This window comes from Ancylomarina salipaludis, from assembly GCF_004122035.1.
Classification (GTDB): Bacteria; Bacteroidota; Bacteroidia; order Bacteroidales; family Marinifilaceae; genus Ancylomarina; species Ancylomarina salipaludis.
This window is the reverse complement of sequence record NZ_SAXA01000003.1, coordinates 200474-221540: the sequence shown is the minus strand read 5'-3', so window position 1 is coordinate 221540 and position 21067 is coordinate 200474. Positions and strand designations below refer to the sequence as shown.

Annotated in this window: 15 protein-coding genes; 7 read left to right on the top strand and 8 right to left on the bottom strand. The window is 36.2% G+C overall.

What is annotated here, in order from left to right:
• Positions 1-34: 34 nt before the first annotated feature.
• Both EO244_RS05095 and EO244_RS05090 read right to left on the bottom strand, forming a co-directional pair.
• Positions 35-1690 (bottom strand): hypothetical protein, encoded by a 1656-nt coding sequence (locus EO244_RS05095; protein ID WP_129253574.1) that lies wholly within the window; start codon positions 1688-1690, stop codon positions 35-37.
• 3 nt (positions 1691-1693) lie between these two features.
• Positions 1694-2485 (bottom strand): ABC transporter ATP-binding protein, encoded by a 792-nt coding sequence (locus EO244_RS05090; RefSeq protein WP_129253573.1) that lies wholly within the window; start codon positions 2483-2485, stop codon positions 1694-1696.
• A 238-nt stretch (positions 2486-2723) separates the two neighbouring features.
• Here EO244_RS05090 and htpG point away from each other — a divergent pair, with 238 nt between their 5' ends.
• The 4 genes from htpG (at position 2724) to EO244_RS05070 (ending at position 10103) form a co-directional block, all read left to right on the top strand.
• Complete coding sequence (gene htpG / locus EO244_RS05085; protein WP_129253572.1) at positions 2724-4775, top strand: molecular chaperone HtpG; 2052 nt, start codon at positions 2724-2726, stop codon at positions 4773-4775.
• Between the two features lie 234 nt (positions 4776-5009).
• Positions 5010-5453: a hypothetical protein gene (locus EO244_RS05080; protein ID WP_129253571.1), complete on the top strand. Its 444-nt coding sequence runs from the start codon at positions 5010-5012 to the stop codon at positions 5451-5453.
• A 485-nt stretch (positions 5454-5938) separates the two neighbouring features.
• Positions 5939-8974: a hypothetical protein gene (locus tag EO244_RS16885; RefSeq protein WP_164977408.1), complete on the top strand. Its 3036-nt coding sequence runs from the start codon at positions 5939-5941 to the stop codon at positions 8972-8974.
• A gap of 7 nt (positions 8975-8981) precedes the next feature.
• The gene (locus EO244_RS05070; protein WP_206734487.1) at positions 8982-10103 is read left to right on the top strand and encodes a mechanosensitive ion channel family protein; all 1122 of its coding nucleotides are present in this window, start codon (positions 8982-8984) and stop codon (positions 10101-10103) included.
• A gap of 60 nt (positions 10104-10163) precedes the next feature.
• Here the strand turns inward: EO244_RS05070 and EO244_RS05065 are convergent, their stop codons facing one another.
• The gene (locus EO244_RS05065) at positions 10164-12029 is read right to left on the bottom strand and encodes an ABC-F family ATP-binding cassette domain-containing protein (RefSeq protein WP_129253569.1); all 1866 of its coding nucleotides are present in this window, start codon (positions 12027-12029) and stop codon (positions 10164-10166) included.
• Between the two features lie 153 nt (positions 12030-12182).
• A complete protein-coding gene (locus EO244_RS05060) occupies positions 12183-13040 on the bottom strand; it encodes a C1 family peptidase (RefSeq protein ID WP_129253568.1) in 858 nt (285 codons plus the stop codon).
• A gap of 495 nt (positions 13041-13535) precedes the next feature.
• On the opposite strand from EO244_RS05060, the gene nth reads away from it, so the two are divergent.
• Positions 13536-14186 carry an endonuclease III gene (gene nth / locus EO244_RS05055; RefSeq protein ID WP_129253567.1) on the top strand — a complete coding sequence of 217 codons (651 nt, stop codon included), beginning with the start codon at positions 13536-13538 and terminating at the stop codon, positions 14184-14186.
• Positions 14186-14620, top strand: coding sequence for an NUDIX domain-containing protein (locus EO244_RS05050; RefSeq protein ID WP_206734486.1), 435 nt, complete (start codon positions 14186-14188; stop codon positions 14618-14620). The genes nth and EO244_RS05050 overlap by 1 nt, the downstream gene beginning before the upstream one ends.
• Before the next feature lie 124 nt (positions 14621-14744).
• Here EO244_RS05050 and EO244_RS05045 read toward each other — a convergent pair whose 3' ends face one another.
• The 4 genes from EO244_RS05045 to dapB all read right to left on the bottom strand — a co-directional run bounded on the left by EO244_RS05045 (position 14745) and on the right by dapB (position 19213).
• A complete protein-coding gene (locus tag EO244_RS05045; RefSeq protein WP_206734485.1) occupies positions 14745-15383 on the bottom strand; it encodes a WbqC family protein in 639 nt (212 codons plus the stop codon).
• Between the two features lie 100 nt (positions 15384-15483).
• Complete coding sequence (gene lepB, locus EO244_RS05040) at positions 15484-16875, bottom strand: signal peptidase I (RefSeq protein WP_129253565.1); 1392 nt, start codon at positions 16873-16875, stop codon at positions 15484-15486.
• Positions 16876-17041: 166 nt separating this feature from the next.
• A complete protein-coding gene (gene lepB, locus EO244_RS05035; protein WP_129253564.1) occupies positions 17042-18433 on the bottom strand; it encodes a signal peptidase I in 1392 nt (463 codons plus the stop codon).
• A 66-nt stretch (positions 18434-18499) separates the two neighbouring features.
• Positions 18500-19213, bottom strand: coding sequence for a 4-hydroxy-tetrahydrodipicolinate reductase (gene dapB, locus EO244_RS05030; RefSeq protein ID WP_129253563.1), 714 nt, complete (start codon positions 19211-19213; stop codon positions 18500-18502).
• 398 nt (positions 19214-19611) lie between these two features.
• Between dapB and EO244_RS05025 the strand changes: the two genes are divergently transcribed.
• The gene (locus EO244_RS05025; RefSeq protein WP_129253562.1) at positions 19612-21066 is read left to right on the top strand and encodes a glycosyltransferase family 2 protein; all 1455 of its coding nucleotides are present in this window, start codon (positions 19612-19614) and stop codon (positions 21064-21066) included.
• The last annotated feature ends 1 nt before the right edge of the window (position 21067 follow it).

Sequence of the window (21067 nt, the reverse complement as noted above, 5' to 3'; positions counted from 1 at the left end):
TAGATCCAAAGGTAATAAAAGCTGACAAAAACCATTAATCTTCAATCTGATTCCACTGTATTTTCTTGACATATCGAAAACTTAAATGCTGAAGTCCAAACATAAAAGGCAAGGCAAATAATACCCCGTAATCGATAAAAGTCAATCCCCAATGAATTGCTCCCAAAAATCCGGCTGAAATCATAATTAGAATCCCCTTAATAAAATTTGAACCTGAATCCTGTGACATCTTTTCCTGCGAAAAAGGCAAAGCTTTACTCTGACTGGCAGTTACAAATACCGAAATAACAGTAATGGAGATCAAAGAATAAAAAATATCAGGCAAAATCGTATACGACCAGAAATAAACAATCAAAGCTCCAATAATCAGATGCAGTGGGGCAAAATATTTGGTCAGTATTGCTTTAATCGAACCCGCAATAATATCTCCCGGACGCGCTATCGGCAAAGCTTTGTAGAACCAGCTTGATTTAGGCTCATCGCTGTAAATAATATTCAAACAGGCAGAAAAAGCAGCCATAACATTCAAATACAAAAAAAGCAAATAGAGTTTCGACTCGATCAAATTCTCCCATTTTGCCTCACCATGTTTACCCAAAACTGTCACCGCGATCAGAACAAAAACATAACCAAAAGCCGGAAATACCGTTTGCTTGTATTTTCGATCTCTCCCACTCATTTTCCAAATCATCTTAAATGCCGTTTTTTCTGTGATATTGCGCGTCAACAATTCACCTAGTTTATCAACAAACTTGACCGATTTACCTTTTTGAATCGTTTTTTTCTCAGGCTTTGAAGATATTGCTTCCATCTGACTCAAGCGGTAATTAAATTTCGGAGACAGGTATTTAACAATGATCCAAAGTCCCAAAATTGGGGCAAATAAAGCCAAAGCGAGAAACAAAATATCGCCTGTACTAAAAACCGATGTGGTTAAACTGGCAATCGAACCAGCAAACCAAGCCGGAGGAATCAAATAGGTCCACCACTCTACAGCCAGTTGGGCATTATACAGATCATTCATCTCAATCAAGCGTGGCAAAAGCTGATAGGCTCCCATAAAAATGATGGCCATTCCAATTTGAAAGTACACCAAAATATCTTTCAGCTTTTCTCCGTTCACCAATCGCATCAATCCCAAATAAAACAGACAGGTCAGAAAAAGCGTAAACAAGGTGGCTAGAAAAATCAGGAACAAAAAGAACAAGGCCACCGCAAATCCATAATTAAATATCGTGAATACAAAAGAAGCAATGGATAAAGACAAACTTAACTGTAAAAGATAAATGGCAATATGCAAAATTTTAGCCACTGTTAAAGTCCTGTTATTTATGGGGCGAGGCAGAAGAATGGCATTATCCCGGGTATCAATCAAAACAACTGAAAACTCAGAAATCATCATCAAAGCAATCATCGACATAATGACTAAGAAAATATATACATAAGCCGTAAAGGTGTGCCCTACCGAATTGATTAATGTCCCGACAAAAATGCCCAATACAGCATAAACAAAGGTCTGTAATAACAACTGATTACTCGAATCTTTCTTTTTGGATGAAGTCGAAAATCCACGACGATTCCCCATTGTTAGCTTTACCCGAAGAATACTCTCAAGTTGTTTGTAATCGACTCCCATCAAACGAAACAAGCCCTTAAAAAGACGGATTATTCTGATAATAAAATTAACCATAGCTTAATTTTCGAATACGTTAATAATCTCGTTTGCTGTTTCGCTGTGTCCCGAATTTCCCGTCAGTTTGGTAAATAAATTCTCCAATGACTCATTGTCAGATTCCGAATTAAGATCGGCATAACTCCCGTCCGCCAGCACAACACCATTATCAATCAGAATAATTCGGTCCGAGATTTTCTCTACCACATCCATAATATGTGAACTGTAAAAAATGGTTTTTCCTTCTTTTGCCAATTGCTGTAAAACGCGTTTTACAATAATCACAGCATTGGCATCCAATCCCGAAAGAGGTTCATCCATAAAAATGATATCCGGGTTATGAATCAAACCGGAAATAATAAGAATCTTCTGTTTCATCCCTTTCGAAAAACTGTTCATACGCTCGTTGGCATGGGCTTTCATTTCAAACAAATCCAGAAGACGTGCTATTTTGGTTCGAATATTACCCTCTTCCATCCCATGAAGCTCGCCAACAAACTGCAAATATTCACTTGGGGTTAGGGTATCATAAAGAGCTGCATTTTCAGGAATATAACCAATACGCTTTTTAATCTCAATATCTTGGGTGCGCAAATCCATTCCCAAGACTTTAATATCCCCTTCAAAATCGGTGAGTATACCGCAAAGAATCTTCACCGTAGTCGATTTCCCTGCCCCATTAGGTCCGATATATCCAATAATTTGCCCCGATTGAATTTCCAGATCGACACCTTTTAGAACCTGATTAACAGAAGCCCCGTTTTTGTATGCTTTATGTAAGTTTTTTATTGATATGACTGTATTAGTTTCCATCTTATTGTTTTTTTTGATAAATGAGCTTTAAATCTACAATAAAAACTCAAATCCTGACAATGTTAAATGGGAATAAACCCTTTATCCAAGAATAAAAAACCAATCTGTCATCTTTACTCAATCAGGAAACTGCAAACTTTTCTTTATTTATGTCTTTTTGTCAGGCTATACAACATGGCACAGGCTTTGATTAAAGCTCATCGTTAATTTTTAATATAACAATCAAAAATTTAAGCATATGTCAACAGGAAAAATTGGTGTTACCAGTCAGGATCTGTTCCCGATCATTAAAAAGTTCTTATACTCAGATCACGATATCTTTTTACGTGAAATCGTTTCGAATGCAGTTGATGCAACTCAAAAACTAAAAACTTTAGCTTCAACAGGTGAATTTAAAGGTGAACTTGGTGAGCTTACCGTTGATGTAAAAATCGATAAAGAAGCCAAAACCCTTACCATTTCAGATAGAGGTATTGGTCTGACAAAAGAAGAAGTTGAAAAATACATCAACCAGATTGCCTTTTCGGGCGCTGAAGAATTCATGGATAAATATAAGGACCAAGCCAATGCCATTATCGGACACTTTGGTTTAGGTTTTTATTCTTCATTTATGGTTTCCGATAAGGTTGAAATTCTTTCTCTTTCACACAAAGAAGGTGCTCAGGCTGTAAGATGGAGCTGTGAAGGAAATCCGGAGTATACACTTGAAGCTGCAGAAAAAGCTGATCGTGGTACGGATATCATCATGCACATTTCGGATGAAGAAAAAGGATTTTTAGAAGAAGGTCGTATCCAGGAGCTTTTAAACAAATACTGTAAATTCTTACCTATTGAAATCACTTTCGGTAAGAAAAAAGAGTGGAAAGATGGCAAGCAAGTTGAGACAGAAGAGGCTAATGTTGTTAACGATACTAAACCAGCCTGGACAAAGAAACCAGCTGATTTAACTGAGGAAAACTACAATGACTTCTACCGTCAGCTTTACCCAATGAGTGATGAGCCCTTATTTCACATTCATTTAAATGTTGATTACCCATTCAACTTAACGGGTATTCTTTATTTCCCAAAAATTAAAAACTCAGTTGAAATTCAAAAGAACAAGATTCAATTGTACTGCAATCAGGTATTTGTAACCGATTCAGTTGAAGGTATTGTTCCTGAATTCCTAACACTTCTTCATGGTGTAATCGACTCTCCGGATATTCCATTAAACGTATCGCGTTCATATCTACAGAGTGATGGTAACGTGAAGAAAATCTCGAACCACATTACTAAAAAAGTTGCTGATAGCTTGTTTGATATCTTCAAGAAAGATCGTGAAGACTTCGAAAAGAAGTGGGATGATTTGAGAATTTTCGTTCAATATGGTATGTTGACTGAAGAGAAATTCTACGATCGTGCCAAGAAGTTCATGTTGCTTAAGAATACCGATGGCAAGTATTTTACAACTGAAGAATACGAAACAATTGTTAAGGAAAATCAGACTGACAAAGACGGTAATATGATTTGCCTTTATGCAACCCATACAGAAGAACAATACACTTATATCGACCTGGCAAAAGCTAAGGGATACGATGTCTTATTGATGGATAGCCAATTGGATAATCATTTGATTAATACGCTTGAGCAAAAAACAACGACAACAAGATACGTGCGTGTTGATTCTGATGTGATTGAGAAGTTAATTCAAAAAGACGAGGTTAAAGCGTCGAGCCTGACTGAAGAACAGAAAAACGATTTGATTCCTGTATTTAATGCTCAACTGCCAAACGAAAAGGTTAACTATATTGTGACTTTCGAAGCTCTTGGTGCCGAAGCACAGCCTTTAATGATTACTCAGGCTGAGTTTATGCGTCGTATGAAAGATATGGCTGCTATGAATCCTGGGATGGCTATGTATGGCGAAATGCCCGATTCATACAATCTGGTTGTAAATACCGATCATGCACTTATCGAAAAAATTCTTGAAAGCAAAGACACCGAACTAAGTGATAAAATTGCTGAAATCACAGCTAAACTGAGTCCGGTAATTGCTGAAAAAGAAGCTCTTGAAGCCCTTAAAAAGGACAAAAAAGAAGATGAAGTTCCTCAGGAAGAAAAAGATAAAATGGCTGAGGTACAGAAACAAATTACAGAGATTAATGCTGAACGCAGAGCCCTGCTAACAGGTTTTGGTAAGGATAATCAAATTGTAAAACAATTGATCGACCTTGCTCTACTGGCCAATAACATGCTTAAAGGTGAAGAGTTGGCTAAGTTTGTAAAGCGTAGCATCAACCTAATTAAATAGTCTGTTCGAATAAGAATTCGAATCCAGTTCAAGATAGAAAGCCACAACCTTTGGGAATGTGGCTTTCTTATATCAATTCATCTGAAGATATTCATTTATCTGAAGATATTCATTTATCTGATGAATTAACATACAGACAAAAAATCATCAGATAATTTTAAAAATTGATATTATTTAGATGCTTCAAAGACAAAGCTTTTATCTTTGCATCATATTTTGATACGATAAAAACCTATGGAAAGAACAGAAATCATTAATTATATTTTTGATGCGCTTTACGCTCAACCCGAAAATGAATCATTAGATATTGCATGTTGGGGAATGGAACACCTTAATATCAATGATGAAGATCCTATTTACGAAACCATCATCGAAGAGTTTTTAATGAACGAATGGGCTGTAGATCAAGGTTTGGGTTTTCTGGTTTTAACACCTGAAGGGCGTGATATCATTAATGTATTTGGATCGTACACGGCTTTTATGGAAACCTATATGCAGCCAGCTCCTAAAATAAAACCTGCTGTTAGCTTAAAAACAATTAGTCTGGTTCTGAATCTTCTTTTGGCCCTATTTATTGCCATGCTTTTGGTAACAAAAAATAATGACAACAAAATTATAGAAGATCAAAAGGCTCAGATTGAAAAACAGCAAGCCACTATTGATTCCTTAAAGCAATAGCTCAAATAATAAAGAGACCTAAAGCCAGTTGGACGCATGATTAAACCTCTAAGCCTCCAACTAAGGCTAGTTGGACTCATGGTTAAACCTCCAAACCTTCAAGTAAAGCTAGTTGGGCTCGTGATTAAACTCCCAAGCCTTTCTTTTTGTTTTTTGAAGCTTTGGGAAAATTCCCAAGCCTTCCCTAAGGCTTTTTTCTGGCTTTGAACAAACTCCCAAGCCTTTCTTTTTCTTTTTTGAGGCTTTGGGAAAATTCCCAACCCTTCCCCAAGTGTTTCCCGGAGCTTTTAACAAACTCCCAAGCCTTCCCTAAGACTTTTTCTGGCTTTGGGAGAACGCCCAAGCTTAACTAAAAGTTCAAAAGCAACACACATTCACCCCATTCATTTAAATAAAAAGACATTTATTCCCAAAAAAAAGACTGAATTACAAATTATTTCTCACTCATCATAAAAAAGATGTATTTTAGCATAAAACCTACGAATATGAAAGTTGAGAAAGATTTCAGCAATGATGAAACAAAACAGTTATGGGAAAATTTCAGTCCAATTTCTCAAGAAAAATTGTATGAATGTTTCAATGTACACATAAGCGAACTCCATAATATTTCCAATTCTTATAAAGCTTACTTCGACACGCTTAACAAATCGGAAACAAAGAATAAAACCGATTTTGCCAGACTATGTGATTTTAGCCAATCCATACTTAAGCTTTTATTAAAGAGTCAGGAAGAAATGCTTGAACGAGACTTTAGAAAAATAGCTCAAGCCTATTTATCCGAAATCGATGCTTTAAGCTTAAACAAAACCATAACACGAAGAGAAAAATTCACCCCTTACACTTATAACAAAAAGGATAAATTATCCCTATTGCTCCAAAAATTAAGTATTAATACCAAATTTAGATTTAAGGTCAGAAGAAGAAAACTTCTCAACATCTTCCGCAGAATGTTTAATCTGAATCTTTTGAGTCTTGATACATTCCAAGCTCGTAAAATTCCCTTTAAAAATATGGTAAACTATTATTTTGGTGTTGAACTTCCCAAAACAATAGCAGACAATTTTAAAGAAACCATGCAAATTAAAAGCTCGGTTTTACTCGACTTATGGCAATTTAACCAGGATCTGGAAGCTGAAATTCAAAGTCAGTTATTAGAAAATCAGACCGATCAAATTCAGTTGAGTTCTTTTAATAAATCGATAAATGAAATCATTGAAAAACAAAAGCAAGGTCTTAATGATTTAAGCAACAAACTAAAAGTTGATATTGCTTCAGCAAACTCGGTTCAGTTTGAAAAACTTGACCAGGCATTACTGAGTGTAGATACACTGGAAATGCCAGGAAAAGAATTCCAGACAAATAATATCAAAGAAGAACACAACCAAATTGTTACCGCTATCGATTTGGAAAATCAGAAATGGAACAATACACATACAACCTTAATCGATGATTGGTCATTAGATCTTGAAATTGCACAACTGTATTTTACAGTACTGGATGATTACACCCGCTTGCATTCAAAAATAGATCAGTTTATTGATGAACATTTAAGCCTGAATATTGAGCAATTACGCCAATTTATCACATCCACAAGCAAACGAATCCAAGAAAATGCAACATCTTCCAAAACACTAACGGATACACTCAATACAGAAAGAGCAAATATCACCAATAATTTTATTGATAAGATTTTGGCTCAAACAATTAAAAAATTATCCGGAAGCATCAATCAGGATCTTGAGAAATTTAATACCCGAACAATTGGCCTCATCAATAAAGTATCAGACAAACGCAGCTTTATAAAAAGTAAAAATTACGAACGTGGCATTCGCAGCTCTGAAATCAACTGGATCTCGCCCAAAGAACTTTTAAACTTTGAAGCCCTTCCACATTTTGAGGCATCTATTCAGGAAATAAAACAATTTATCGACGAAAATATGAAAAAGGCAAGATTTAAACTTCTTGCTTTAGGTACTGTTAGCGATTTTAGTCTCGAATCGGCTCAAATCATGTTGCAAAAGAAAAAAAGTGCACTGAAATCAACCGCACAAGTGGCTGAAGAAGGCCTGAATCGTGCCTTAATCCATTTGGATGAAGCAACTTTTCTCATCACAGAAATTAAAAAAGTCCCTCAGGAACAGCTTCGCCAAACCATTACCACATTCAATACCGAAATTCAGAAACTCAAAAACATCGATACCATACTTGAGTTGAATTTACAGATTGTGAAAATAAAAGCGATTGAACGATCAAAGAAAATACGAAAGGATATCCTGAATTGGATTCTAAATATTATTCCAAGAATCGTTGATTTTATAAAAAAGCACATTTCCGGTACCACAGGCTACATTGCTGAAATAAAAAAACAACTGGGGGTTCGTGTCGAAAAAGTTCAGATCTCTCACGAGTTGCCTGAATTTATAAGGCAAACCGAGCTGGCATTAAAAAAACTCCCCTTTGTTTACCAACGTCTTTATCAACTCACACCAACCGATGAAGAACGCTTTTTTGTTAATCGACAAAGCGAATTGGAAAATCTGGATAAAGCCTTTTCGGATTGGAGTAAAGAGCGTTTTATTACAACGGCTCTTATATCAGAAAAGGGAAATGGCGCAACCTCTCTACTAAAAATTTTCCTGAGTAAAATTGAAACCGATATTCCTATCATTCATCAATCATCGGTTAATAAAATCTATACTCTGGAAGCTTACTTTGCCTTTTTTGCAGACATTCTTCAGCAGAATAAATTTGACTCAAACGAAGAAATAGTTGATTTCCTAAATAACCGGACCGAGCCCCTTATTCTTATTCTGGAAAGCCTTCATCACTTTTTCATAAAAAAAGTAAATGGTTTCGAATGTCAGAAAATGCTGTTTGAGCTCATGTCAAGAACGTCAAAAAAGGTTTTTTGGATTGGCTCTTATACCATTCACTCCTGGGAATACCTAAAGAAAACAGTCGGCGTTTCAGAACATTTTATACGAGAAATTGAATTGCAAAAATTTGACGGAGAAAGTCTGGATGATGTTATTTTTAAACGCAACAATCTGAGTGGCTATAAAATTAAATTTGAACCATCAGGAGAAAATCGACATTCCAAATCGTTTCAGAAAATGAATGAAGATGAAAGACAAGCCTTTTTAAGAAAACAGTTTTTCATCGAGCTTAATCAAATGTCTAATGGCAATGTTAGTTTAGCCCAACTCTATTGGCTCCGCTCAACACATTCAGTAAGCGACGACACCATCAAAATTGCTTCTCTTAGAGAGATTGATGTGTCATTCGTTAAGGATTTGCCAAGGGAGCATTTGTTTGCCATGCATACCCTGCTGATACACGATGGTTTGAGAGTAGAGGATTATGCGCTATCCTTAAACTTACCCGTAAATAATTGCCGAAATGTATTGATTCCCATGCTGGAAAAAGGACTCCTTATTCGTCCAAAAGAAAAATACAACATCAACCCTATCATTTTCAGACAGGTTGTTAGTTTATTAAAATCGCATAATTTTATCAACTAATTTTATCATGATGAAACAATTTTCTACCCTCCTCATATATTTGCTGACAGGCTACCTATCTCTTTCCATATCATTGGCTCAGGATACAACTCAAGCCAAAACCATAATAAATCAAAATGATTCATCGCTCGGTAGTTTTAGATTAGAGCATAAAAAGCAGGACAGTCTTGTCAACACAAACAGCCCTGCAATAAATAAAGAAAGCTCTACGTCCACACCTGACATAAAAGAGACTAATCACACAAAAGTCATAAACAAACAGGTCGATTCGCTTCAAGCTGACACGACACAGTTTAGTGCAACAAAACTATTCGAAAACCTGGAACAAAAAGTGCCTAATAAACCCAAAGACGTATTCGAAGTAATTTCTTTGTCAAAAATCTTCTGGACGATTGTTCTTTTATTATTTGGGTACTATTTTATTAAACTCGTCATTAAAATTCTCGATATCGTTTCAGAGCGAAGTGCCAGATTTCGAATCACTATAAAAGGGATTATTCCCGTTTTCAGAATCGTCTTTTGGGCCATCATCATTTTTGCCATCATCAAGGGCATTTACAACCCACCCTTCGAAACTGTCATTGCCTTTACTGCTTCGGTTGGTATTGCTGTTGGTTTAGCCGCACAGGATTTGCTTAAAAATATATTTGGTGGTATGGCCTTGTTACTCGACAAACCCTTTAAGGTTGGAGATAAAATTGACAGTGGAAAATATTACGGTGAAGTTATCGAAATCGGATTAAGAGCCACACGGCTGGTTACGGCTGACGATTCGGTTGTGTCTGTGCCCAATGCCGAACTGGTTAATTCTTCTGTTTCGAATGCAAACTCGGGAGAACTCAATTGTCAGGTGGTTGCTGAAATTTACCTGCCTATTGATATCGACACGTTTAAAGTCAGAAAAATTGCGACTGAAAGTGCACAAGTTTCCCGATTCGTTTACCTCAACAAACCCATTACGGTTTTATTTTTCAATGAAGTCAAGGAAAGGCGTTCTTATCTTAAAATGAGGATAAAAGCCTATGTTATGGATATCCGCTACGAGTTCCAATTCAAAAGCGACATGACTGAAATTGTTATACGTGAATTATTAAAAGAAGGCCTTATTTCAAAAAATGAACTCTTTTAGATACCAATAAAAATACCGACCTCATCAGAAGTCGGTATTTTCATTTAATATCCTTTGTACTTAATTTCCTATTTCACTAAGCTCTAACCAGCGCATTTCTTTTTCATCAAGCAAGTCGATGACCTCCTGTATACGAGCTGATTTTGCCATTAAATCGTCGTTTGATAGGGTTCCTGAACTCATCGCTGTTTCAAGTTCAGTCTTTTCTTCATTCAGGCTTTCCATATCCTTTTCCAACTGCTCAAATTCACGTTTTTCGTTAAAGGTCAATTTGGTTTTAGTTGTCTGCTTAGGCTTTTCCTTTTTTACTTTCACTGGTTTTTCAACCAATTTTTGCTCTTTCTCTTCCTCGAGTTGAGTCTCTCTGTAAATGGTATAGTTACCCGGGAAATTTCGAATCTGCCCCAGCCCTTCGAATACAAACAAATGCTCAACCACCTTATCCATAAAATAACGGTCGTGAGAGACAATGATCAAACAGCCCTTAAAATTCATCAGATAATCCTCCAAGACATTCAGAGTCATAATATCCAAATCATTGGTTGGCTCATCCAGAATCAGGAAGTTTGGATTTTTCATCAGCACCGTCATCAGGTACAATCGACGTTTTTCTCCTCCACTCAATTTCGACACTAAATTGTATTGCGTTTTGACCGGAAACAGAAAATATTCCAAAAATTGCGAGGCTGACATCACCTTTCCGTTCCCCAGGTCGATACTCTCGGCAATTTCTTTTATGACTTCAATAATCTTCTGATCCTCATTAATGGTAATACCATCTTGCTTATAATAACCATAAACAACCGTTTCACCAATTTCAATATTTCCCGAATCAGCTTCAAGGTTCTGCGTAATGATATTTAGGAAAGTTGACTTCCCGGTCCCATTCTTACCAATGATACCAATTTTTTCACCTCTCTGAAATTTATATGAAAAATCGTCGAGAATCTTCAGATCTCCAAAGCTCTTATACAAGTGATCAAATTCAAGAATTTTGGTTCCCAAACGAGCAGACTTGATATCGATGTCCATTTTGTCCTCACGATAACTATTTTTAGCCTTCTCTTTTAATTCATAAAAAGCATCTATTCTCGATTTTGCCTTTGTTGCTCGCGCCTGTGGCATGCGTCGCATCCACTCCTGTTCCGTTTTCAATAAGCTTTTGGCCTTACTCGCTTCAGCATTCTGATTTAGGATTCGCTCTTCTCTTTTCTCAAGATAATAGGAATAATTTCCCTTATAGGTATGAATGTTGTTGGCATCCATCTCGATAATCTCATTACAAACCCGATCTAAGAAATACCTGTCGTGAGTTACCATCAAAAGGGTGCACTTCGATTTTTTCAGATAGTCTTCCAACCACTCAATCATTTCCAAATCAAGATGGTTAGTGGGCTCATCTAAAATCAGGAAATCAGGATCAGTAATCAAAACTTTAGCCATTCCCACGCGTTTCTTTTGTCCGCCCGATAATTGAGATATAGGCTGATCAAAATTAGTAATCTTCAGCTTAGAAAGAATCTGCTTCACCTTAACTTCATAATCCCAGGCCTTAAACAGATCCATCTTCTCAAGAATCTCTGTCATACCTTCCTCATCACCCGATTCAATCATTCTCTCATAATCGCGAATAACTGATAAAACCGGATCAGCAGAATTAAACAGCTCATTGATGACCGTATTGCTTTCCTCCATTTCAGGAATCTGCTCCAGATAGCCCAATTTAATATCCTTACGGAAAGTCACCTCTCCATTATCCTGAGCATCCTTTCCTGCAATGATATTTAAAAGGGAGGTTTTTCCCGTTCCATTTTTTGCAATTAAAGCAATCTTTTGTCCCTGTCCCACACCAAAACTGATGTCGGTAAATAAAATCTGGTCACCATAGCTTTTACTAAGGTTTTCTATTTGTAAATATGATATCATGAATGACTTTGCTTTCGATTAAGTTGCAAACTTACAAATTAGAAACGACACCCTATCTCATTATCTAATCTGAATTATTCAAACGATAAAAATCCTGTCACGAATTCGCAACAGGATTTTTAAAACTTAACCTCAACTAACTAACTTTTTATTTTATTTTTCAGTTAAAACATAGGCTTCTTGCCAAACTTTTAACATGATATCATATGAAACCCATCCAAAACCATCGGTACCCCATGTAGTTCCCCATGAATTGATCACTTTAAAAGCGTTCTTAGAGTCGTCATAACCGACAACACAATAGCAATGTCCGCCTAAAACCCGACCTTTGGTTGAAGTTTGAATCTCATCATAGCCTAAGTACATAAACGACTTATATACCGAACCACCTACTACAATTGGTTTCCCGGCAGCTAACTGATCTTTAAAAGCATCTAATGTTATAGATAAACGGGTGTAATTTGCAATTTTATAATTGGCTGCTAAAGCTACTTGCGTATTATTAGGCAATAAGTCGCAAGAAACATCTGTATAAGGCATATCTGCCCATAAACAAACACCGTCGTTTTGAATTAAATTCAGACCGTCACTCACGTAAGAGCCACTACCACAATCACCAACTTTAATCTGATTGTATATAAATTCGGGGCTAAAAATATTGTAATCTAAACTGTAAGCTCCACCATTTGCTGCTTGCCAGGAAATACTTCTTGCAGCATAACCTACACCCCAGGATACACAAGAACCTTCTCCGCCCTGATTTCTAACAGGTGGGCAATTAAGTGCTACTGAAGTTGGGTAAGCTTTGGTTTTACTAATGGCTGCTGCCAATGGAATTTTATTGTACTCTGCCTCAGGTAAAGCTAAATATCCTGAATTAATCATCACATTTTCTTCCTGAATAAGCTCATCCTGAATATCAGTTTCCGAATTTTCACAAGAAGGGAATGAAAGAATTAGGGTTGCTGCAGAAAAGACCAATAAAGTTGATCTTAAAAATAACTTTTTCATGTTTTCAATTAATTTGGTTAGTAATACTAAATAGTATAGCTAGTTGAGGCCTATAAAACATCATATTTATTTCTAAACAAGGGGGATTATGCTTTATATTTCGACATCAAATATATATTAAAATAAACTAAAACATAAAATCACAAAAATAAATTCAAGAATGTGATAATCATAATAAAACGAACTTAAGCATTTAAAAATAAACATTAATCAATAATAAAAGAACATTCATCAATTAATCATTAATATTATTTAGATTAAAAATAAATGTCAATAGATATTTATATTCAACAGAAATGACTCTTAATTAAACAAAAATATGTTTAAAACATTTCAATGTAAATTCATTTTAAATCTATACTCTACTTCTATTTAAACAATCATCCTTTTCACGATAAAAAATCAATAAAATAATATTTCAACATCTCTTATACAGACAAGAAAGTCTTTTATCAAAATTCATTACTTTCGTGAAAACAATATGAAAATTCAACAATGCGAAAAAAAGAACGTTTTGAAAAAATCATAAGCTGGTTTCAGGAAAATATGCCCATAGCCGAAACCGAACTTCATTATAGCAATCCCTACGAATTATTAGTTGCCGTTATCTTATCCGCTCAATGTACTGACAAACGAGTGAATATGATGACACCGGCTCTCTTCGATAAATACCCAAGTGCATTTGACTTGTCTCATGCCACACAGGATGATATTTTCGAACTGATTCGATCTTGCTCTTATCCCAACAACAAAGCCAAACATCTGTTAGGCATGGCAAAAATGTTGGTCGAAGATTTTAAAGAAGAAGTCCCTGATGACATTAAAGAGTTGCAGAAACTACCTGGCGTAGGAAGAAAAACCGCCAATGTGATTGCATCAGTTATTTACGACAAACCAGCCATGGCTGTAGATACTCATGTTTTTAGAGTATCAGCTCGTTTGGGCTTAACCACCAATGCTAAAACCCCTCTTGAAACGGAAAAACAGTTGATGAAATTCATCCCGGAAGAACATGTTGCTACGGCACATCATTGGCTAATATTGCATGGGCGCTATGTCTGTATAGCCCGTACACCCAAATGTAAATCCTGTGGACTTAAGGACTATTGTAAATACTATCAAAAAGAACAAAAGAAAATTAAATAATGTACAGCTATCAATACCCCCGTCCTGCACTAACAGTTGATTGTGCCATATTTTGCAACTACAAGGGTGTAAAACACATCCTTTTGATTGAACGCGCACAAGCCCCCTTTGCCAACACTTGGGCATTCCCTGGTGGCTTTGTTGATATGGATGAAGATTTGGATCAGGCTGCCTATCGTGAGCTAAAGGAAGAAACCGGCTTTGAAAACTGTGAGTTAAAACAATTTAAAACCTATGGGTCTGTCAATCGTGATCCACGTGGAAGAACGGTATCCGTGGTCTATACAGGAGAATTACACTTAAATCAATTACCACAAGTGGTTGGTATGGATGATGCCAAACAGGCTAAATGGTGGCCAATTGACAAACTGCCCAATCTGGCTTTTGACCATGACTTAATTATGTCCGACTTACTCGAGGATGTGAAGATGTGAGGATGTGAGGATGTGAGGATGTGAGGATGTGAAAAATAAAAAGATAATCTCTCAAGCTATTTTAGAGTTCTATTTATTTTTCACTTTAACCTTTGTACTTTTTTCTTTAACTTTTTAAATTCCTTTATCCTTTTACACTCTTTTCAAGATGAATTAAGCTATCCGGCCCCATATTAAATAAAAGATCCAGAATACTCAAATTTTCAACAAATCCCCATTTGTCGCTAAAAACCTGATAATACTTATTCGAAACAAAATCCGGATCAACTATCGCTTTGGATGCTTTGGGATGTATTCCCTCGCGAAAATCGATTATCCCATTCAAATCCTCTACATAATCCTCAGTTTTCTTAATCACACAATCCAAATCAATCAATGTATTAATCTCTTCTTGAATTTCGAGATTGAGATCCAAAAGAAAATCCCATTTTCTATCAAAAAAACGTCTTAAATCGTCGATGTAAAATTCATAAAATGGAGATGAATTATAAGCTGATTCAATACCTCTCCAGTGTAGTTTTTGCCAATCAGTATCATAAGAAATTCGCACATCCTTTGTCAGGATTTTTTTTGAACTTGCCTTAACAACCGGAACAGTCAGAGCCAATTCGCCATTAGCACCCAAAATATGACATCGGTTCCGATAGCTTTGCTTGGAATAGTTCTCAAATTGCTCAATCATCACATCATGCCACTGTACCAGCTTTGAGTAGTATTGGATTGGAGCAAAATATGCCGTAGACAATAGCATTGTGTTTTTCATCTTCTGTTCTTGATTAATTCGAAAGCACAAAAATAATCAATTTATAAAAAGAAAGGCCATCTCCGGAAAGACAGCCTTAATTATATTCGATTCATTACTATTATTCGATTCCTTTAAGAATACGGTTCCATCTGATCTTACTTAAGAACGATTTATCCTTATCTAATGAAAGCCAAACAAAAGAAGCTTTCCCTACGATATGATCTTCGGGCACATATCCCCAGTAGCGAGAATCGGCTGACATATGACGGTTATCACCCATCATCCAATAATAATCCATCTTGAAGGTATAAGAATTCGCCAGCTTACCATTAATGTATATGCCATCTGATTTCACAGCCAACTCATTGCCTTCATAAGCTCTAATAACTCTTTCGTACAAGGGTAGCGTTTTCTTATCCAAACTAACAGTTACTCCTTTTTTAGGTAGAACTAAAGGTCCAAAATTATCACGATTCCAGCTGTAGTCTCTATTAAATGGGAAAACCTCTTCGTACATTCCAACCGGATATAAAACCCGTGTTATCGAAACAATATTATTAAGTTTTTTAAGTGCCTCAACTTTTTCCTGAGTTAAAGGCATTTCATACTCAGAAGAACCTCGTTTACCTCTATCAGCTAGAGCAATACCCAACTCATCCAATTTTCTGGGATTGATAGAACTACCATCAGTTTTCACAATATAATTATACTGCATATCTTCAATAGCTGCCTGTGCTTTTCCATTCACAAACAATTGACCATCTTTCGAAATTAGCGTATCTCCAGGTAATCCAACACAACGTTTAATATAATTTTCTCGCTTATCAACCGGACGTGAACGAATATCATAACGCTGTTTCATAAACTTACGAGCCATATTTTTATAAGCTTCGTCTGATTGCAATAAACGACCTTTGCTCATATCATCTGCCTTAAATTCCTGACCGTATCGACGAATATAAGAATGGTAATCCGGATTCTCATGTCCAACCCAAATCGTATCTCCTGCCGGGAAATTAAAAACGACAACATCGTTTCGCTCCACTTCTCCAAAACCTGCTAAACGGTGATAAGGCCACTGAATCAATTCAGAATACGACTTAGTAGACTGCGTTCCAGGCATGGTGTGATGAGCAAAAGGGAATGATAACGGCGTATTAGGCACCTTAGGTCCATAAGACAATTTGCTGACAAAAAGATAATCGCCAACCAACATAGATTTCTCCATTGAAGAAGTCGGAATCGTATAAGCTTCGATAAAAAACATACGAATAAGTGTTGCTGCTACAACTGCAAATATTAAAGCATCAACCCATTCAACAATAAAACCTTGCTTTTTGACGCCGCGTTTTTTCCAAAATGCCCAATGCACTTTTTTACTAATATAAACATCAAAAAGAATAGGCAAACCTAACACAAGCCAAAAATTACCAATCCAAATCGTCATTAACAGATAGGTAAGAGCGGCCAGTGAAAACTTAAACCATTTATTCTTTAAAAATTCCTTCATAGGGTAATTATTTTATTTAGAAATCTAATTTCAGATTTTTTGTGTGAATCTACACAAATTATCAATTGTTTCGACGATTAATATTCTGTAAAAGTTAAATAGAACCAAACACTTACAGAAGTACAATGGCTACCTTTTAAAGATAGCCGTCGTGCCAATTCACGTTTTATTCTACTCCTTTAAAAATTCGATTCCATCGAATCTTGCTAAGGAATGATTTATCTTTATCAAGTGATAACCATACGAAAGAAGCTTTCCCTACAATATGATCTTCGGGCACATATCCCCAATAACGGGAATCGGCTGACATATGACGATTATCACCCATCATCCAATAATAATCTATTTTGAAAGTATAAGAATTCGCCAGCTTACCATTAATGTATATGCCATCTGATTTCAGAGCTAACTTATTGCCTTCATAAGCCCTAATAATTCTTTCGTACAAGGGTAGCGTTTTCTTATCCAAACTAACAGTTACTCCTTTTTTAGGCAGAACTAAAGGACCAAAATTATCACGATTCCAGCTGTAATCTCGACTAAATGGGAAAACCTCTTCGTACATCCCAACCGGATATAAAACCCGTGTTATCGAAACAATATTATTAAGTTTTTTAAGCGCCTCAACTTTTTCCTGAGTTAAAGGCATTTCATACTCAGAAGAACTACGCTTGCCTCTGTCAGCCAAAGCAATACCTAACTCATCTAATTTTCTGGGGTTGATAGAACTACCATTGGTTTTTACAATATAATTGTACTGCATATCTTCAATAGCCGCTTGTGCTTTTCCATTCACAAACAATTGACCATCTTTCGAAATTAGCGTATCTCCAGGTAATCCAACACAACGTTTAATATAATTTTCTCTTTTATCTATTGGACGAATACGAATCTCGTTCTTACTCTCCAGAAATTTATACGCTTTTTTGTTGTAATAAGTATCCGTTTTTAAGGTATTCCCTTTTTGTTCATCCCCAATCCTAAATTGCTTGCCATAATACCTGATAAGAGAATAAATATCAGACTGAGTGTCTCCCATCCATACCGTATCACCGGCAGGGAAATTGAAAACCACAACATCATCACGCTCAACATCGCCAAATCCTGCTAGTCGATGATAAGGCCACTGGATTAATTCCAAATACGACTTAGTAGACTGAGTTCCAGGCATAGTATGGTGAGCAAAAGGGAATGATAGCGGTGTATTAGGCACCTTAGGACCGTAGGCCAATTTGCTAACAAATAGATAATCGCCAACCAACATCGATTTCTCCATTGATGACGTCGGAATTGTATACGCTTCAATAAAAAACATGCGAATAAGTGTTGCTGCTACAACTGCAAATATTAAAGCATCAACCCATTCAACAATAAAACCTTGCTTTTTAACGCCACGTTTTTTCCAAAATGCCCAATGCACTTTCTTACTAATATAAAGGTCAAAAAGAATAGGTAAACCTAACACAAGCCAAAAATTACCAATCCAAATCGTCATTAACAGATAGGTAAGAGCGGCCAGTGAAAACTTAAACCATTTATTCTTTAAAAATTCCTTCATAGGGTCATTATTTTATTTAGAAATCTAATTTCAGATTGTCTTGTGCGAATCTACACAAATTATCATTTACAGTTTCAAAAGATCTTTCATTCCAAAAAATCCGGATTTTCCAGGCATAAATTCAGCGGCTAAAACAGCACCCAAAGCAAAACCTTTGCGGCTATAAGCCTGATGTTGAATCTGAATTTCGTCAACTTCTGAATGCCAGGTAATACTATGAGTTCCCGGAACCGCACCATGGCGCTTGGCAACAATACTCATTTCAGAATCCTTTGTACTTAAACCTTCAACCCATGAGTTTTTCACAGGATGATTCTCAAGAACCCCTTCAGCTAAAGTCAAAGCCGTTCCACTCGGTGAGTCTAATTTATGGATATGATGAATTTCTTCCATATCCACATTATACTGATCGAAACCAGACATCAGTTGTGCCAATTTCTTATTCAATTCAAAAAACAAATTAACCCCTAAACTAAAGTTTGAAGCATAAAAGAAAGCCTTTCCTTTTTCACAAAGAGATTTTACCTCATCCAATTGATCCAACCAACCTGTAGTTCCCGATACCACCGGAACCCCCGCTTCAAAACAAATCATATAATTCCGATATGCTGAATCCGGATTGGTAAACTCAATCACAACATCAACGTTTTTCAGATTATCAACGGTTAAATCAGCTTGGTTATTCTGATCAATAATTAAAGCGATATCGTGACCACGATCACGAGCAATGCCTTCAATTTCCTTTCCCATTCTACCATAACCAATCAGCGCAATCTTCATCTTTATATCTTTTTCAAGCCTATTCAGGCTTATAAATTTGAACTTAATTTTATCAACAAACATAGGGGCGGATAAATATGAATCGGCTACTTATCCATAAATTGAATTCCAAAAATAGCAAATCCAAAGAAGAATGATGCATTTTGAATGCTTAATAAAACTTAAGCCCCATTTTTTTTCGATAATCCCATTATATTACACCACAAATGAAACATTTAGCCTTTAAAATATTTACACCCACACTGTCCTAATTCTGCTTCAGAAGTCTTATATTCATAGGTCAAAAAAATGGCAATATATTTCAGACCGAATCGTTAGAAAATAAAATACGAACTCATTAATTGCCGTTAATCCGGACAACAAAGAATCGCTCGAAAAGATTAAATACAAATAATTAGATGAATCAAACCATTACATGTTTTCTACCTGTTGGTGAACAGACTGAAACACGAAGCACTATAAAAGAATTAAAAAACTCGAAACTCGTTTCAGAAATCTTCATTATTGGAGATACCTGTTTCGAAATTGAGGGAGTAAGCTTCTTATCAACAAAATCGCTATTCTCGGGTGAAACAATCCATGAAATTGCAGCAAAATCAACAGGTGATTTCACCTTGATTTATACAAAAACAAGTGCTTTAAAACTAGGTCAATTCGCTCTAAATCGTTTCGTTCAGATCGCAAATGACACGCAAGCAAGTTTAATGTACTCTGACCTGAAAATGATTAAAGATGGTAAAATTGAAAACCACCCCGTTATTGACTATCAGGAAGGAAGTTTAAGAGATGATTTTGATTTTGGGTCACTTCTTTTTATCAACAACAAATCTCTAAAAAAAGCAGTAGCATCTGTAGATATCACCAATCAGTATGCGGCTTTATACTCGCTTCGTCTGGCTCTTTCTGAGCAATCTGAATTGATTCGAATTCCTGAATATTTGTATACCGAAACAGAATTAGACACCAGAAAATCGGGCGAAAAGATCTTTGACTATGTCGATCCTAAAAATCGGGCCGTACAGATAGAAATGGAAACGGTATGCACCGAATATTTGAAACGAACTGGCGGCTATCTTGAGCCTAAGTTTACTGAGGTTGACTTTAAAACTGAAAATTTCAAATCAGACGCTTCGGTGATTATTCCGGTTCTCAATCGCGTCAAAACACTTGAAGATGCCATCCAGTCGGTTCTTTCTCAAAAGAGTGAGTTCTCTTTTAACCTGATCATCGTTGATAATCACTCGACTGATGGAACGACTGAACTGATTCAGAAATATGCACAACAAGATGATCGAATCATACACATCATTCCTGAACGTACAGATTTAGGAATAGGCGGATGCTGGAATGAAGCCGTTAATCATGACAGTTGTGGCCGATTTGCTATTCAGTTGGATAGTGATGATTTGTATGCAGACGAAACAACAATCCAAAAAATTATTGAAAGCTTCCATAGAGAAAAGTGTGCAATGGTAGTAGGCAGCTATCAAATGGTCAATTTTAAATTGGAAGAAATACCTCCCGGCTTAATCGACCATAAAGAATGGACACCAGAAAACGGACGCAACAATGCATTACGAATAAACGGCCTGGGAGCACCTCGTGCTTTTTACACACCAATTCTTCGGGAAACGCCACTCCCCAATGTCAACTATGGTGAAGATTATGCTTTAGGTTTAGCCATTTCTCGAAAATATCAAATTGGTCGTATTTATAAATCATTATACCTGTGCCGTCGTTGGGATGAAAATTCCGATGCCTCGCTAAGTATAGAGAAAATGAATGCTCACAACTACTATAAGGATAGAATTAGAACAATTGAATTAAAAGCAAGACGAAATCTAAAAAGATAGA